The sequence below is a fragment of the Roseburia sp. CLA-AA-H209 genome, assembly GCF_020687575.1.
Classification (GTDB): Bacteria; Bacillota; Clostridia; order Lachnospirales; family Lachnospiraceae; genus Roseburia_C; species Roseburia_C amylophila.
This window is the reverse complement of sequence record NZ_JAJEQU010000001.1, coordinates 17,435-33,462: the sequence shown is the minus strand read 5'-3', so window position 1 is coordinate 33,462 and position 16,028 is coordinate 17,435. Positions and strand designations below refer to the sequence as shown.

Annotated in this window: 12 protein-coding genes, 1 other RNA gene and 1 other annotated feature; of the genes, 3 read left to right on the top strand and 10 right to left on the bottom strand. The window is 40.7% G+C overall.

Translation table 11 applies throughout. From position 1 onward, the window contains the following. A complete protein-coding gene (locus tag LKD41_RS00170; protein ID WP_117946982.1) occupies positions 1 to 2,094 on the bottom strand; it encodes an elongation factor G in 2,094 nt (697 codons plus the stop codon). A gap of 318 nt (positions 2,095 to 2,412) precedes the next feature. On the opposite strand from LKD41_RS00170, the gene aroF reads away from it, so the two are divergent. From aroF to aroA, 3 genes are read left to right on the top strand one after another with little or no spacing between them, the layout of a single operon-like run. Beyond that, positions 2,413 to 3,429 carry a 3-deoxy-7-phosphoheptulonate synthase gene (gene aroF, locus LKD41_RS00165; RefSeq protein WP_022243873.1) on the top strand — a complete coding sequence of 339 codons (1,017 nt, stop codon included), beginning with the start codon at positions 2,413 to 2,415 and terminating at the stop codon, positions 3,427 to 3,429. A 1-nt stretch (position 3,430) separates the two neighbouring features. Then, on the top strand, positions 3,431 to 4,528 hold the full coding sequence (locus LKD41_RS00160) for a prephenate dehydrogenase (RefSeq protein ID WP_227700060.1): 1,098 nt from the start codon (positions 3,431 to 3,433) through the stop codon (positions 4,526 to 4,528). A 54-nt stretch (positions 4,529 to 4,582) separates the two neighbouring features. Further along, positions 4,583 to 5,860: a 3-phosphoshikimate 1-carboxyvinyltransferase gene (aroA, locus tag LKD41_RS00155; RefSeq protein ID WP_227700059.1), complete on the top strand. Its 1,278-nt coding sequence runs from the start codon at positions 4,583 to 4,585 to the stop codon at positions 5,858 to 5,860. 148 nt (positions 5,861 to 6,008) lie between these two features. On the opposite strand, the gene LKD41_RS00150 is transcribed toward aroA, so the two are convergent. The 9 genes from LKD41_RS00150 to deoC form a co-directional block, all read right to left on the bottom strand. Next, positions 6,009 to 6,350: a PilZ domain-containing protein gene (locus LKD41_RS00150; protein ID WP_022243876.1), complete on the bottom strand. Its 342-nt coding sequence runs from the start codon at positions 6,348 to 6,350 to the stop codon at positions 6,009 to 6,011. Between the two features lie 74 nt (positions 6,351 to 6,424). After that, positions 6,425 to 7,450: a tRNA preQ1(34) S-adenosylmethionine ribosyltransferase-isomerase QueA gene (gene queA, locus LKD41_RS00145; protein ID WP_118172547.1), complete on the bottom strand. Its 1,026-nt coding sequence runs from the start codon at positions 7,448 to 7,450 to the stop codon at positions 6,425 to 6,427. A 17-nt stretch (positions 7,451 to 7,467) separates the two neighbouring features. Beyond that, on the bottom strand, positions 7,468 to 9,891 hold the full coding sequence (gene pheT / locus LKD41_RS00140) for a phenylalanine--tRNA ligase subunit beta (protein WP_227700058.1): 2,424 nt from the start codon (positions 9,889 to 9,891) through the stop codon (positions 7,468 to 7,470). A gap of 82 nt (positions 9,892 to 9,973) precedes the next feature. Continuing rightward, positions 9,974 to 10,993 (bottom strand): phenylalanine--tRNA ligase subunit alpha, encoded by a 1,020-nt coding sequence (gene pheS, locus LKD41_RS00135; RefSeq protein ID WP_022243879.1) that lies wholly within the window; start codon positions 10,991 to 10,993, stop codon positions 9,974 to 9,976. 100 nt (positions 10,994 to 11,093) lie between these two features. Continuing rightward, positions 11,094 to 11,310 (bottom strand) — a binding site (T-box leader). A 47-nt stretch (positions 11,311 to 11,357) separates the two neighbouring features. Beyond that, positions 11,358 to 12,212, bottom strand: coding sequence for a YihY/virulence factor BrkB family protein (locus tag LKD41_RS00130; RefSeq protein ID WP_022243880.1), 855 nt, complete (start codon positions 12,210 to 12,212; stop codon positions 11,358 to 11,360). A 2-nt stretch (positions 12,213 to 12,214) separates the two neighbouring features. Then, the gene (locus LKD41_RS00125) at positions 12,215 to 14,443 is read right to left on the bottom strand and encodes a SpoIID/LytB domain-containing protein (RefSeq protein WP_227700057.1); all 2,229 of its coding nucleotides are present in this window, start codon (positions 14,441 to 14,443) and stop codon (positions 12,215 to 12,217) included. A gap of 182 nt (positions 14,444 to 14,625) precedes the next feature. After that, positions 14,626 to 14,805: non-coding RNA, 6S RNA (ssrS, locus tag LKD41_RS00120), on the bottom strand. Between the two features lie 83 nt (positions 14,806 to 14,888). Next, positions 14,889 to 15,296 (bottom strand): cytidine deaminase, encoded by a 408-nt coding sequence (locus LKD41_RS00115; protein ID WP_227700056.1) that lies wholly within the window; start codon positions 15,294 to 15,296, stop codon positions 14,889 to 14,891. Between the two features lie 78 nt (positions 15,297 to 15,374). Beyond that, entirely contained in the window at positions 15,375 to 16,019 is a 645-nt protein-coding gene (gene deoC / locus LKD41_RS00110) for a deoxyribose-phosphate aldolase (RefSeq protein ID WP_022243883.1), read from the bottom strand. Positions 16,020 to 16,028 lie beyond the last annotated feature (9 nt).

The window sequence follows — 16,028 nt, the reverse complement described above, 5'->3', positions numbered from 1 at the left end:
CTATTTATCTTCTTCTGAAGCAAGCTTGGATGCCCGCTCTTCCATCTGTACCCTTGCGACTTCCTCCGGTGCCTGTTCGTATCTGGCAAACTGGTAGGAGAAATCTCCGCTTCCCTGTGTCATGGAACGAAGTCTTGTGCCATAACCATATAATTCAATATAAGGAATATCCGCTAAAATCTCGGTGGTTCCTTTGTTATCCGGTGTCATGCCAAGAACTCTTGCCCGCTTCTTATTTAAATCTCCCATTACATCTCCGGTATAAACGTCTGGTAATGTAATCTTAAGGCTGGCAATCGGTTCTAAAAGCACCGGCTTTGCTTCTAAGATTCCTTTCTTTAAGGCTTCTCTTGCAGCAACCTTAAATGCCATTTCCGAAGAATCTACTGCATGATAGGAACCGTCATAAAGCACTGCCTTGATACCAAGTACCGGATATGCCGCCAAAGGTCCTTTCTGCACGCCCTCCTGAAGCCCTTTTTCTACTGCAGGGAAGAAATTCTTCGGAACCGCTCCGCCAACCACTTCCTGCGAGAACTCATAGGCTTCCTCAAGATTTCCCGATGGTGAAAAACGCATCTTTACATGTCCATACTGGCCATGTCCACCAGACTGTTTCTTATATTTATATTCCACATCTGAGGTTCCTCGGATGGTTTCACGGAATGCAACCTTCGGACGGCTCAGTTCAATCTCTACTTTATACTTATTCTTTAAGGTTTCTACCAGAACCTCCAACTGCTGTTCCCCTATACCATAAATCAGTGTCTGGTGATTAGCACTGTCATTTACTGTCTTAATGGTTAAGTCTTCCTGCATGATTTTCTGCAGTGCCTGGGAAATTTTATCTTCATCACCTTTATTCTTTGCTTTATATCTCATGCCGGTATATGGCTCTGAAATACTTGTCCGGATAAAGAGTATCGGATTGGCTCTTGTAGACAGGGAATCGGTTGTCATAGCTCCGGAAAGCTTTGCTAATGCTCCGATATCTCCGGCATGAAGCTCCGGTACTTCCTGTGGTTTGCTGCCGCACATTACATAGAGCTTTCCAATCCTGCCTTCTGTATCCCGATGATGATTAAAAAGCAAATCATCGGTTTTTAACACACCGGAATTTACTTTTATCAGAGAATATTTTCCAATAAACGGGTCTACAATTGTTTTAAAAATATATGCTGATTTTGGCTTTGAGAAATCATAATCTGCGGAATATACTTCATTGCTCTTGGCATTAATTCCGGTACAGGAACGTTTATCCGGGCTTGGGAAGTATTTTATAATATCATCTAACAAGGTATACATACCCTGTGCAAGAATACTGGAACCCATGGAAACCGGAACCATGCTGGCATCTGCCACATTCACGCGAAGTGCCTGACGTATTTCGTTTTCCGAGAATTCATCACCATTAAAATACCGCTCCATGAATTCTTCACTGGTTTCTGCTACCGCTTCCATCAGGGCATCGGTACAGATTCCAAGGTTATTCTGGCTGTATTCCGGAATCTCACATTCTACTACTTCACCCTTATCATTCCATCTCTGGGCACTCTTACGAACCACATTGATATAGCCTACAAATTTCTCGTTTTCACGAATCGGCAGATGGAATGGTGCAATCCGCTTGCCATATAACTGCTGTAAATCTTCTACTACCTGCCGGAAGCTTGCATTATCAATATCCATCTCCGTAACAAATATCATTCTCGGAAGATTGTATTTCTCGCAGATGTCCCAGGCTTTCTTCGTACCGACTTCAATTCCATTCTTGCCGGATACCACGATAATTGCTGCATCTGCGGCACTGACTGCTTCTTCCACTTCACCGACAAAGTCAAAATATCCCGGAGTATCTAAGAAATTAATCTTGGTATTATCCCAGATAACCGGAACAACCGAAGTATGGATGGAAAACTGTCTTTTGATTTCTTCTTTATCAAAATCACTGATAGTATTTCCATCAGAAATCTTTCCCATACGGGTTGTCATGCCGGATAAATATGCCATTGCTTCCACCAGACTGGTCTTTCCCGCTCCACCATGTCCTAAAAGCACGACGTTTCTGATTCTGTCCGTTGTAAATACTTCCATATGTTATTCCTCCTGTACTATAGATTTATGTATATATTTTACTAAATCAAGTTATTTTCTTCAACTATATTATGTATTATACACAACATTTATGAATGAATTGTAAATGTGCAGTAAACATTTTGCACTATTTTTGATCATTTTATTGTTAAATTTTATATTTTCACACGTTAAACTTTAACGCTTTAAAGTATTGACATTGTATTCTGATTCCGTTATAGTATACATGCACCACCGGAGAGATACGGTTGCATTCCGTTTCTTCTCATATTATAATAGTCCGGTCAGGTGACATTTTTTAAGTGAGGATTATAAATTATGATTATTGTTATGAAACCATCCGCTCTTCCACAGGATGTAGATAAAATTGTAGATGCAGTGGAAAAAGAAGGCTTAAAAACACATCTTTCCCATGGGGAAGAAGTTACAATCATCGGAGTTGTCGGTGATAAAACCAAATTAGATATTCAGCGCATTGAAGCCAGCCCTGAAGTAGAAAAGGTAGTTCCGATTACCGAAAGCTACAAGCTTGCCAATAAGAAGTTCCACCCACAGCCAACCAGTTTCAAGGTTAAGGATACCGTAATCGGTCCTGATACCATGACAATTATGGCTGGTCCCTGTGCCGTTGAAACAGAAGAACAGCTTCTTTGCATTGCCCGTGCAGTCAAGAAGGCAGGAGCAACCATTCTTCGTGGTGGTGCTTACAAACCTCGTACTTCCCCATACTCTTTCCAGGGTCTTGAGGAAGAAGGTTTAAAATATATGAAGACCGCTTCTGATGAAACAGGTCTTGCAACCATTTGTGAAGTAACCAGTGCACATGCCGTAGAATCTGCTGTAAAATATGTCAGCATGCTTCAGGTCGGTGCCAGAAATATGCAGAACTTCGAATTATTAAAAGAAGTTGGCCGTGCCGGTCTTCCTGTCTTATTAAAGAGAGGTCTGTCTGCTACGATTGATGAATGGTTGAATGCAGCAGAATATATTATCTCTTCCGGAAGTCCAAACGTTGCTTTATGTGAACGTGGTATCCGTACTTTCGAGACTTCCACCAGAAATACCTTAGACTTAAGTGCAGTATGTGTCTTAAAGGAACGTACCCATCTTCCGGTCATCGTTGACCCAAGCCATGCAACCGGTGTCCGCTCTTTCGTTGAGCCGCTTGCTAAAGCCGGTATTGCCTGCGGTGCCGATGGTCTGATGATTGAAGTACATAATGACCCTGCACATGCACTTTCCGATGGTCCGCAGTCTCTGAACTTCGAACAGTTCGATTCTGTTATGGAACATATCAAACCATATATTTCCTTAAGCGGAAGGAGCTTAATGTAACATGGACTTTAAGAAAATCGGTTTTATTGGTCTTGGTCTTATCGGCGGTTCGATGGCTAAGACCATAAAACGCATTTACCCGGAAACAGAACTGATTGCCACATCCGGTCATCTTTCTACCATAACTGCAGCTTTTGAAGACCATACTATTTCCAATGATACGCTGCTTGCAATGAAAGATTTCTCCGACTGTGATATTATCTTTCTCTGCTGTCCGGTACAGAAAAATATTGAATACATAAAAGAATTAAAGCCCTTTTTAAAAAAGGGCTGTATTCTTTCTGATGTAGGAAGTGTCAAAGGGGATATTCATGAAAGTATTACAGCCCTTGAGTTAGAATCCTTTTTTATTGGCGGACATCCTATGGCAGGTTCTGAAAAGACCGGCTATCAGGCTGCAACCGCCTATTTATTGGAAAATGCTTATTATATTTTAACCCCGACTGCAAAAACTGATACCACAATGCTTCATGCGTTCCGGGATTATATTGCATCCTTAGGCTCAGTTCCTATGATTATGGATGCGAAAACCCATGACCATGCAACCGCTTCTATCAGTCATCTACCGCATATTATTGCAGCAAGTCTTGTGAATCTGATTCGTGAAACCGATGATGAAAATGAGACGATGAAGACGATTGCAGCAGGCGGATTTAAAGATATTACAAGAATTGCATCCTCTTCTCCTGTAATGTGGCAGCATATCTGTGCCTCTAACCGGGAGCAGATTTTAACACTCATTGACCGCTATACGGAAGAGTTAAATACCATGCGTAGTCTGATTGCTGAAAGAAAAGAAAAGGAAATCTATGAATTCTTCTCTCATGCCAAGGATTACCGGGATTCTATCACCATTACTTCTTCCGGTCCATTGCGTAAAGTCTTTGAATGTTATTGTGATCTGATTGATGAAGCCGGTGGAATTGCAACCATTGCTACGATTCTTGCCAGCAACAATATCAGTATTAAAAATATTGGAATTATCCATAACCGTGAATTTGAAAACGGTGTACTTCGTATTGAATTATATGAAGAAGAAGCACTTAACTGTGCCATTGCACTGCTTCGCAAATATCATTATACAGTTTATGAACGATAATATTTAGATAAAATATTGACAATATTTCAGAATGCATCCAGAAAGGATTTTATTATGCAGATCAAAAAAGCCCATGCCTTACATGGAGAAATAAATATTCCGGGAGACAAATCTATTTCCCATCGTGCAATTATGTTTGGTTCGCTTTCCAACGGCACAACCGAAATCACCAATTTCTTAGAGGGTGCCGACTGTCTTTCTACGATTTCCTGCTTTCAGGAAATGGGCATTGAAATTGAACGGGAAAAAAGTCGTGTACTTGTCCATGGAAAAGGATTACACGGTCTAAAGGAGCCACAGCATATCTTAGACGCGGGGAACAGTGGAACTACTACCCGGCTGATTTCTGGTATCTTAGCCGGTAATCCATTTGTCAGCCAGTTAGATGGGGATGATTCCCTTCGCACCCGTCCCATGAAGCGTATCATGGAACCGCTTCGTCTCATGCAGGCAGATATCGAAAGTTTAAAGGATAACAACTGTGTTCCTTTAAAAATAACCGGACATGAATTACATGCCATTGATTATACTTCCAAGGTTGCATCTGCCCAGGTAAAATCCTGTATACTTTTAGCCGGCTTATATGCGGACGGAATTACCAGCGTAACGGAACCGGTACTCTCCCGCAACCACACAGAACTAATGCTTCGCTCTTTCGGCGCTAAAGTCACCTCTGAAGGAACAACTGCATCCATTGCACCGGATCCTGTTTTAAACGGACAGAAAGTGGAAGTTCCTGGAGATATTTCTTCGGCAGCCTATTTTATTGCGGCAGCGTTACTTACTCCTGGTTCCGAAGTCTTAATCCGCAATGTTGGAGTCAATCCCACAAGAGACGGCATCTTAAAAGTTGCCAAAGCAATGGGCGGCTCCATCGAACGGCTGAATCCAAGAACCGCATCCGGTGAGCCGGTCTGCGACCTTCTGGTAAAAGGCAGTTCACTTCATGGTACCGTGGTGGAAGGGGAACTCATCCCGACTTTAATCGATGAAATCCCTGTGATTGCTGTTATGGCAGCCTTTGCAGAAGGAATCACCATTATCCGGGATGCTGCAGAACTTAAGGTAAAGGAAACCGACCGTATTCTTACGGTAACAGAAAACTTAAAGTTATTAGGCTGTGATGTTACCCCAACGGATGATGGCATGATTATTCACGGCGGAAAGACCTTACACTCCGCAGCCATTGATGCAGGACTTGATCACCGGATTGCTATGAGCTTTGCCATTGCTGCGTTAAATATTGATGGTGGTATCGAATTAGAGCATTCTGAAATTGCAGAGGTTTCTTACCCTGATTTCTACAAAGATTTAGAGAAATTATCTATGTAAATCATATGTCAGATTATAAATCCACTTAAAAAAGCACCAAATCTGCTACAGGCAGTTTTGAAAACATCAAACCGCTTTCAGCCCTTTATTTTCAAGGGTTAAAAGCGGTTTTCATCAACACATTTTATTCTGTAACTCAGTTTTTCTTTTAGACATCATTGAAAATCTGATAAATATCAATTTTTAATGCATCGGTATCTGACATTCCAACAAATACACAGCCATATTTATAGGTTCCGTCCCCCTTCGGGTCACATCTGACAATCTCAAGTACCGCATCAATGACCTCTTTCGTCCAGATCTGAATCTTGGTATCATAGTAGGTTCCAACTTTCAAATTCTGGTCAGAAACAAATCCGATTCCGGAACGTGAAATATCGGTAACTACCACATGAATAAATTTTAAAGTAGTAATATCATCCTGATCCAGACGTTCCAGCTGAACAGATACATCTAAATCCAATCGTTTATGTTTTCTTCTCTCGTCCATAGTCCTCTCCTTCTATCAAGATTAAAGCTAATAAAATTATTTTATCCTATATTTCGAATTCTGACAATAAGAAATTATTTTATCAGCATAGCGTCCCCAAAACTAAAGAAACGGTATTTTTCTTCTACTGCTTTCTTATAGGCAGCCAGAATATGTTCCCTGCCTGCAAGAGCAGACACTAACATCACAAGGGTAGACTGTGGCAGGTGGAAATTCGTAATCAGAGCATCTATAACCTTAAACTTATAGCCCGGATAGATAAAGATATCCGTCCAGCCGCTCTTTTCCCGTAAGGTGCCATCTTCTTCTGCTGCAGACTCTAAAGTTCTTGTACTGGTGGTTCCCACGGCAATTACCCGGTGACCATTTGCTTTGGCACGATTGATTTTATCGGCTTCCGACTGTTCAATCCGGTAGAATTCCGAATGCATATGGTGCTCTTCGATGGTATCGACTTTTACCGGACGGAAAGTGCCAAGTCCCACATGAAGGGTAACTTCTGCTATATCTATGCCCATATCACGAATCTGCTGTAATAATTCCGGTGTAAAATGAAGTCCCGCTGTTGGGGCAGCGGCAGAACCATCATATTTGGCATATACTGTCTGATAACGGTTCTTATCCTTTAACTGATGGGTAATATAAGGCGGCAATGGCATCTGACCAAGCTGGTCTAAAATCTCTTCAAAGATTCCATCATAGTGAAACTGAATCAGCCGGTTACCATCTTCTACGACCTCTAAGACTTCTCCGGTCAAAAGTCCCTCTCCAAAAGAAATCTTAACACCAGGCTTACATTTCTTTCCCGGTTTTACCAGTGTTTCCCAGATATCATTTTCTTTTCTCTTTAAAAGAAGAATCTCTATTTTGGCTTCCGTTCCCTCTTTGACTCCAAACAGTCTTGCCGGAATTACCTTGGTATTATTTAACACAAGACAGTCTCCCGGCTGCAGATAATCTACTACATCACGGAATATTTTATGTTCAATATCTCCTGTTTTCTTATCTAAGACCATGAGTCTGGAACTGGAACGATCCTCCAGAGGATCCTGCGCAATCAGTTCCTCCGGTAAATCGTAATCAAAATCTTTTACATCCATGTTTCTTTCCTCTATTTCTAAGCTCTCAGTTCAATCTTCATTGCTTCTAATGCTTTTACAATGCGGTTCATTGCTCCGCTTAAATCTGCTTCCTCTAAGTTCTTATCCTTTGCACGGAAGGTCAGTGAATAAGCAATAGATTTATAACCCGGTTTAATCTGGGCTCCTTCATAAATATCGAACAGTGTGTAGTTCTCTAAGTAAGCGCCGCCCTTGCTGTCGAATACTTTTTCGATATCTCCTGCAAGAATCTCTTTGGGAACAACCATACTGATATCACGGGTTGCTGCCGGGAATTTGGCAATACCTTCATATTTACGGTCAAAGGTTGTTTCATCCATAATAGATGGCATATCAATCACTGCAACGTATACTCTGTCTTTGATATTGTAATTAGCAGCTACAATCGGATGAACCTCTCCTAAGTAACCAATTACTTTACCATCATATACAATGTTTGCCTGACGGCCCGGATGCAGATAAGGCCTTCCGGACTTCGGATCATATTCAGCTTTCTTCGTCATTCCAACTTTATAGAAGAATTCTTCTACCACGCCCTTCATGGTAAAGAAATCACCTTCACCATACATACCAAGGGTAAACTGCATTCTCTCGTCCGGAAGTTCAGTTACCGGTACACTCTTTGGCAGATAAATGTTGCCTAATTCATAAAGACGTACATCTTTATTTCTTCTGTTGTAGTTGGTTGATAACGATGTCAGCATTCCATTTAAGGATGTGGTACGCATAATACTGAAATCTTCTCCCAAAGGATTGGAAATTGTTACGGTCTGGCGTAATGGTGAATCTTCCGGAAGTAATAATTTATCAAATACCTTCGGGCTTTCGAAGGAATAATTCATGCCCTGTGAAAAACCGCAGAACTCTGCAATTTCTCTTGCAATTGCTTCGATTCTTAATTTATAGGATAACATTCCGGTAGTAGCTTCTCCGCTTGGCAGGGTTGTTGGAATGTTTGCATAACCAAAGAATCTTGCTACCTCTTCTGCAAGGTCTGCATCACACTCTAAGTCCTGTCTCCAGGATGGAACTAATACTTCATTGGTTTCTTTATCATAACCTAATTCCAGACGTTTAAAATAGGAAAGCATTTCTTCCGGCTTAATATTGGTTCCTAATAATTTATTGTATTTCTCCGGTTCAAAAGGAATCCGTCTGCCCTCTTTCTTATTCTCGTAAATATCAATGGCTCCGCCAACTACTTCACCAGCGCCTAATTCTTCGATTAACTGGCAGGCTCTGTTCATAGCTTCCATAGCAAGGTTCGGATCCAGACCTTTTTCAAATTTGGAAGACGCATCGGTACGAAGCCCGATTTTCTTACCGGAAAGGCGGATATTGGTTCCATCGAAGCATGCAGCTTCAAAAAGCATGGTTTTTACATTGTCTGTAATCATGGAATTCTCGCCACCCATAATACCTGCAATACCGATTGCTTTCCTGCCATCACAAATCATCAGAACGTTTTCATCCAAAGTACGCTCCTGACCATCCAAAGTTGTAAATAATTCGCCTTTTCCGGCACGTCTTACAACAATCTCTTTTCCCTCGATGGTATCCCAGTCATATGCATGCATCGGCTGTCCGTATTCTTCCATAACATAGTTGGTAATGTCCACAATGTTATTGATTGGACGGATTCCCTGGGCTGCAAGTCTGCGCTGCATCCACTTTGGTGATGGAGCAATCTTAATATTCTTTACCACACGGGCGGTATAACGAGGACATAATTCTTTGTCTACTACATTTACTTTAATATAGTCATTGACATCCTCATCATTTCCGGTCTCAGTTACAACCGGCGGTACAAATTCTTTCTTAAAGGTTGCTGCTGCTTCTCTGGCAATTCCAAGGATTGAGAAACAGTCTACACGGTTGTTTGTAATCTCATATTCCACAATAGTATCGTCAAGGCCTAATGCTTTAATTGCATCATCACCCGGTTTTACCTCATCCTCTGCGAAGATGTAGATACCATATTCCGGAGCTTCCGGATACATATCACGGGTAGAACCAAGTTCTTCAATGGAGCACATCATTCCATTGGACTCAATTCCTCTTAATTTACCTTTTTTAATTTTGATGCCGCCTTCTGTCATCTTTCCATCATGTCCACCGGCAACACGTCCGCCATCTAATACAACCGGAACTTTATCTCCTTCTTTTACATTCGGAGCACCGGTTACAATCTGGATGTCCTCACCTGTTCCCACATCTACCTGACAGATGATTAACTTATCAGCATCCGGATGCGGCTCGATTTTCTTAATCTGTCCAACAACGATTTTCTCTAAATCGGCATCCATTTTCTTGTAAAATTCTACTTTTGAACCGGACAGAATCATTGCATCGGTATATTCCTGTGCATCTACATTAAGTCCCGGAACCAAAGCTTCTATCCATTTTAATGATGTATTCATATTGTTTCTCCTTCTATCAACTCTCTACTGTGTTCTTTTCTTTCCGACTACAGGAAGCATGTCCCTTCAACTTCCCTGTTCATTAAAACTGTCTTAAGAAACGGTCATCATTCTCATACAAGAGACGCATATCATCAATTTCATATTTCAATAAAGCAATACGCTCAAGACCAACTCCGAATGCAAATCCTGAATATTCTTCCGGATCAATACCGCTCATACGAAGCACCTTCGGATGAACCATTCCACAGCCTAAGATTTCAATCCATCCTTCTCCCTTACAGAAACGGCATCCTTTACCGCCACATTTAAAGCAGGTGACATCCATCTCTGCACTTGGCTCTGTAAACGGGAAGTGATGCGGACGGAATTTTACTTTGGTTTCCGGTCCGAACAGACGGGCTGCAAACTCCTGCAGCGTTCCCTTTAAATCTGCAAATGTAATATTCTTATCGATTACCATTCCCTCAATCTGGTGGAAAGATGGTGAATGGGTTGCATCTACTTCATCTGCACGGAATACTCTTCCCGGTGCAATCATACGGATTGGAAGCCTGCCTTTTTCCATGACACGGACCTGTACTGGTGAAGTCTGGGTACGAAGCACGATTTTATCATTAATATAGAACGTATCCTGCTCGTCTTTTGCAGGATGATTTGCAGGAATATTTAACGCTTCAAAGTTATAATAATCATATTCTACTTCCGGTCCTTCCACTACTTCATAGCCCATACCGGTAAAGATACGCTCTACTTCTTCCAATGCAATGGTATTCGGATGACGATGGCCGACACGGTTCTTTTTAGCCGGAAGTGTAACATCAATTACTTCATGTTTTAATTTCAGTTCCATCTGGGCAGCTTCTAATTTCTGTTTTGTCTCATCTAATTTCTTTTCAATAGCTTCCCTGGTCTCGTTTACCAGCTGTCCTACCAGAGGTCTGTCCTCCGGTGCTACATCCTTCATTCCTTTTAATACTGCGGTGAGTTCACCTTTCTTTCCGAGAAATGCAACTCTGACATCATTCAGTTTGCCAAGTTCGCCGGATGATTCAATCTGATGAATTGCCTCTTCCCTGATTTTCTGCAGCTTTTCTTTCATAATAATATCTCCTTCTATCATTTTATTTCATTCATAAATAAACTACGAGAAACACGCTTTGCGAATTTTTCACGTAAAAAAACGCGAAGCATTTTCTTCCCATAGGGACGAAATTACTCCGCGGTACCACCCTGATTTCTAAATCATTAGACACTTATAAATACTTAACGCGTATCACGTCACAGACTACTAACATTCACCTGTGCAGCTTCCGTGCGAAATTCAATTACTGCCTTACCTTAAGGAAACTTTCAGCCGATGATTTCCTCTCTCTTTAAAAAGTACAATAACCTACTGAACACTTTCATTGCCTTTTACTTTTTCACTAAATGTTATAATACCACAGGGTTTCTAAAACTTCAAGTTATTTTTTATCCCGTTTCCGCTCCTTCTTCTGCTGTATGAATCCTGCAATATATTCGTCGAATACCACATTGAATTCCGCACATAACATCAGGATATACATGCAAAAATACATCCATAACATAATTAATACCAATGTAGTCAGGCTTCCATACATGGAAAATCCATTAAAATAATTCACATAGATAGATAATCCGGCAGAAAACACACACCAGGCAATGGCACAAAGTACTGCACCCGGAAGCTGGGAACGAAAGGTTGCCTTACGGTTTGGTATCAATGTAAAAATCACTACAAAGAGAATGACTAACACCAGTATCATAATAAGGCTTCCACGTTCAAATATGAGGCTTACAATATGTGTCATTATCGGAATATGCTTCACCAGAAGATGTTCTAATGATTTGCCAAATACCAGTAATACCAGCGAGATTACAATAGCAATGACAAATACAATGGTATAAATAATCGCCCAGAAACGGAGAACAAACCAGTTTCTGGTCTCCACAATATCATTTACCACATTCAACCCATTTGCCATATACTGCACACCCTTGGCTGCCGACCACACTGCTGCGATGGCTGCAATCGATACGATTCCAAAGGATTTGGTATAGACTTCATTGATAATATTTACCAGGAACGGTGCAATATATTCAGGCATTGTTTCATTTACAATCTGTAAAATCATCCCTTCCGTTACCGGCGTGTACTGCAAAAGGGAACTGAATACCATAAGAAACGGGATGCTGGATAAGAGGATAAAAAATGCCGCCTGTGCTGCAAATGCATTGATATTATCCCGTTTACATTTATCTAAAAATGATTTTACATTTCCAATCAGTTTCCAGAGCAAACTTATGCACCCCCTTCTTCCTTCGTCTTATTTTGTGGCTGATATAACTCAGTCAGTTCTGTATCCTGATAAAAATAATTTAATATCCTTTTATAATCAAAGCCCTGCACGCAAAGCTTTTGTGCCCCATTCTGGCTCATGCCAATGCCATGACCGTAACCACCGCCAAGGACTGCATAAGTTCCATCCCCTTTTGCCTGTATACTGATATAAGCACTGGGCAGAATACTCATTTCCACACTGCTTCCATCCAAAAGGTTAATATTCGTAATACCACAGCCCAAAATTGCACGCATATTATATTCGGACTGTACGCTGACTGCACCATTCTGGAATTCAAGTTCCAGTTCTAAAATAACACCACTCTGATTGCGTTTTACCACATTTATTGCCTGCAATGAGCCAAAGTTGCTGCAACTGTCTGTTGTTTCCGTCTTAGATGCATCTTTATAATAACTAATTGCCTCCGGCTGGTGCTCTTTTCTATCAGTTATCGTATGAAGCAATGTCTCATCTTTTCCCTGGAAATCAAGCACAGTATTCCATCGGAAATATTTCAAATCCGATTCATAGCAGGCACTGTCTACGTTACTGATATAATCCAAGAAGCTTTTTTCATCCGATAAATCAATGGGATTTTCTTCACTGCGCACCCAGACGCCCTGCAAATAACCATAAGCATCTTTATCAAGATTCCAGGCTTCGTAATCTCCGGTATGGCCATAGGATGTGGAATAATAATAAGTCTCTATAATATCACCTTTATAAGAAAGTACCTGACCTTTCGTCTCATCTACCGCAGCTACCGTTTCCGGCGTCTGATTCTGCTTATTATACACCTGAAAATTCACACTGTCATCTACATGTGCTCCATAAGCTTCATATTTATTGTGCATCATCTGGATATAAGCATAGCTTCTGGCACAGACAGCCTGTGCTTTTAAGGCTTCCATTCCATAAGAAGATGGAACCTCACTTGGGATAACGCCCTTTACATAGGATTCTAAATCCACTACATTTACCACGGTATATCCTTCCGGATACATACGAAGCTCCATGCTGCCTGCATAAGCCGGGGATATGCGATTGCCCTGATTGTCAGTAAAATAGAATGGCGATGTGCCATCCTCTGCGACTAATGAAACAGACGATGTTGTCAGTATATTGGCATAACAGGATGCTGTAATCACGCTTCCTGCTTCTAATACAGTTTCCGTTTCTCCATAATAAAGATGCACCGGCACATCCGATACCAATGATACATCAGAACGGAACATATTATCATTGTCTAATAACAAAACACGGATGTTTTCTATTTTAGCAGGCTCTGTCAAAAGAATGGCGCAGATCTGTTTTTCTGCCACTACAAATGTAATTTCCATGTTTTCCAGCATCAGTGCATCCATGGAGACTTCCCGGATTCCATCATAAGTTGCATATATTTTCATGGCTTCATCTATCGCAACTTGTCCATATCCCTTAATCTCCATTGCGGTATCTGTTTTTGATATCAGCTTTCCGGTAATGGTATCTTCCTTCCGGCTGATTTTATGTATCTCTTTTTCACTGAAAGAAATATCTGCTACGACATTTGATAATTCTTCATCGGTATCAACCGGCAGCTGGTATTCTGTTCCCTGATAAAGAAATGTAAGATTTCCTTCTATATTTGAAATGAGATAGGCATTTTTCAATGCCACATCTTCTTTATCCTTTGCGGCGACCCCGATTACTTTATCCTCCAACAGATAAACACCATAACTGTGAAGCTTCTGATACCACTTTGGATTGGATGTAATGGTATAAGTGCCATCCTGTGTGGTAAGCTGCTTTTTTTCTTTTTTCAATACAAGAATGTCCTTTTTTAAGACAGACGTATCGGTATCAAGATAACTTAAAATTTCATCATATATAGCAAACCAGGCTGCCCGGTCAATGTTTTTTTTCGAATCATCCAAAGGAATATATTCTTTTAAATGAAGCAATTCCAGAATGCCACTTACATCATCATAGGTAAGTGTTCCCTGTTGCGGCAGTTTCTCAGCCCATTCGTCCTTGGAATAATAAGTAAACTGCAGCAGGGAGGGAATCTCATTCCGATAAACACATTGTTCGGAATATCCATTTTTCTCCCCTTTTGTATCCGTTATCAGAACCACCAGTATAAGAACCAGAAGTGCTCCACAAAACAGCAACAGATAATTACTTTTTTTACTTTTCACTTTTCGCATAATAACTCCTTTATTGCCTGTTGCAGAAAAGAAGCTGCTTTTCAGCAGCTTCTTTTTTCTCTTTTGTATTTTCGGTTCTTTTGTAAACATGCTTCTTTGGTATACTATATGTTTATCTTCCGTACCTTATGATTCTTTTGTACACAAAGATTCTTTCGTCTATTCATACCTTATCTTTAGCAAATATACCCAAAATGCCGTTTCCTGTATTTTGACTCCTAGCAAAGCTAGGTGGGTAACCTCAACCAATACTCTGCCTTCCACTGCAAACGGAGGCCTGACATCCTATTGGAAATATTGGAATCCCGTTTAAAGTAAATGTAGGTTCAAAATAACAGGCGTGTCGAACATCCCAGGCATAAAACTATCTGCTTTCTGTAATTGTTATTATACTCTAATATGTGTCGTTTTTCAATGTAAAATTCCTGTCAAATTGTGGAACAATTTATAATTGCAGATCTTTTGGCGAAAAAGATGCCGGAAATAGTTCTTCTAATTTCATGACTTTAATGCCTCCAGCTCCATCTTCCATAATTACCTCAAACGTGCTTCCATCTACAAACTCTGTCAGTACCTGCCGACAGACACCACAAGGTGTAAGAGGTTCTTCCCTGTCTCCCACTACAGCAATTGCCAGAAAATCTTTTTTCCCTTCCGATACCGCCTTAAAGACTGCTGTCCGCTCCGCACAGTTCGTGGGCGTAAAGGCTGCATTTTCGATATTACATCCGGTATAGATACTGCCATCCTTGCAATAAAGGGCTGCACCTACATGAAAATTGGAATACGGTGCATAGGAATATTTTTTGGCTTCTTTTGCCGCTTCTAATAATTGTCTTTTGTCCGTCTCCATGACACTCACCTTTTCTAAATTATTTCTGTTTTACAATTTTTTCATTATCTTATCATTCTTCATTGCTCTTAATATCTGCTATCCCAGAATATCAACGGCAGAACTTGTGCCAAGCCGTGAACAGCCTGCCTTAATATAATTTTCCATATCTTCTTTGGTACGGATTCCTCCGGCCGCCTTAATCTTAACCTCTGCTCCAATGTGTTCTTTCATTAATAATACATCTTCCATGGTAGCACCTGCCGTTCCAAATCCGGTGGATGTCTTGATAAAATCTGCTCCGGCATTGGTTACCGCATGGCACATGGCAATCTTTTCTTCTTTTGTAAGATAACAGGTTTCGATAATAACCTTTAAGATTTTATCTCCTGTTGCCTCTTTTAAAAGACGGATTTCCTCTTCTACTTTATGATATGCCCCATTCTTTACATCGCAGATATTAATTACCATATCAATTTCTTCTGCGCCGTCTTCCAATGCTTTCTTTGTCTCTGCCAGCTTTCCTTCAGTATTCGCATATCCTAACGGAAATCCTACTACGGTACAGATTTTGATTTTATCGCCGTAAGTTTCTTTTACCCGGCTGATGTAACAGCTTGGGATACAGACTGATGCGGTATGGTATTTTATTGCTTCTTCACATAATTTTTCTATGTCCTTCCATGTGGTAAAGGCTTTTAACGCAGTATGATCCACATAACGATATAATTCTTCTTTTTCCATTTTGTGCCT

What these genes read in the sequence shown, in the direction of transcription:
- LKD41_RS00170 (WP_117946982.1), bottom strand. Translation starts at nt 2,094, where the DNA reads ATGGAAGTATTTACAACGGACAGAATCAGAAACGTCGTGCTTTTAGGA.
- aroF (WP_022243873.1), top strand. Translation starts at nt 2,413, where the DNA reads ATGATTATTGTTATGAAACCATCCGCTCTTCCACAGGATGTAGATAAA.
- LKD41_RS00160 (WP_227700060.1), top strand. Translation starts at nt 3,431, where the DNA reads ATGGACTTTAAGAAAATCGGTTTTATTGGTCTTGGTCTTATCGGCGGT.
- aroA (WP_227700059.1), top strand. Translation starts at nt 4,583, where the DNA reads ATGCAGATCAAAAAAGCCCATGCCTTACATGGAGAAATAAATATTCCG.
- LKD41_RS00150 (WP_022243876.1), bottom strand. Translation starts at nt 6,350, where the DNA reads ATGGACGAGAGAAGAAAACATAAACGATTGGATTTAGATGTATCTGTT.
- queA (WP_118172547.1), bottom strand. Translation starts at nt 7,450, where the DNA reads ATGGATGTAAAAGATTTTGATTACGATTTACCGGAGGAACTGATTGCG.
- pheT (WP_227700058.1), bottom strand. Translation starts at nt 9,891, where the DNA reads ATGAATACATCATTAAAATGGATAGAAGCTTTGGTTCCGGGACTTAAT.
- pheS (WP_022243879.1), bottom strand. Translation starts at nt 10,993, where the DNA reads ATGAAAGAAAAGCTGCAGAAAATCAGGGAAGAGGCAATTCATCAGATT.
- LKD41_RS00125 (WP_227700057.1), bottom strand. Translation starts at nt 14,443, where the DNA reads ATGCGAAAAGTGAAAAGTAAAAAAAGTAATTATCTGTTGCTGTTTTGT.
- LKD41_RS00115 (WP_227700056.1), bottom strand. Translation starts at nt 15,296, where the DNA reads ATGGAGACGGACAAAAGACAATTATTAGAAGCGGCAAAAGAAGCCAAA.
- deoC (WP_022243883.1), bottom strand. Translation starts at nt 16,019, where the DNA reads ATGGAAAAAGAAGAATTATATCGTTATGTGGATCATACTGCGTTAAAA.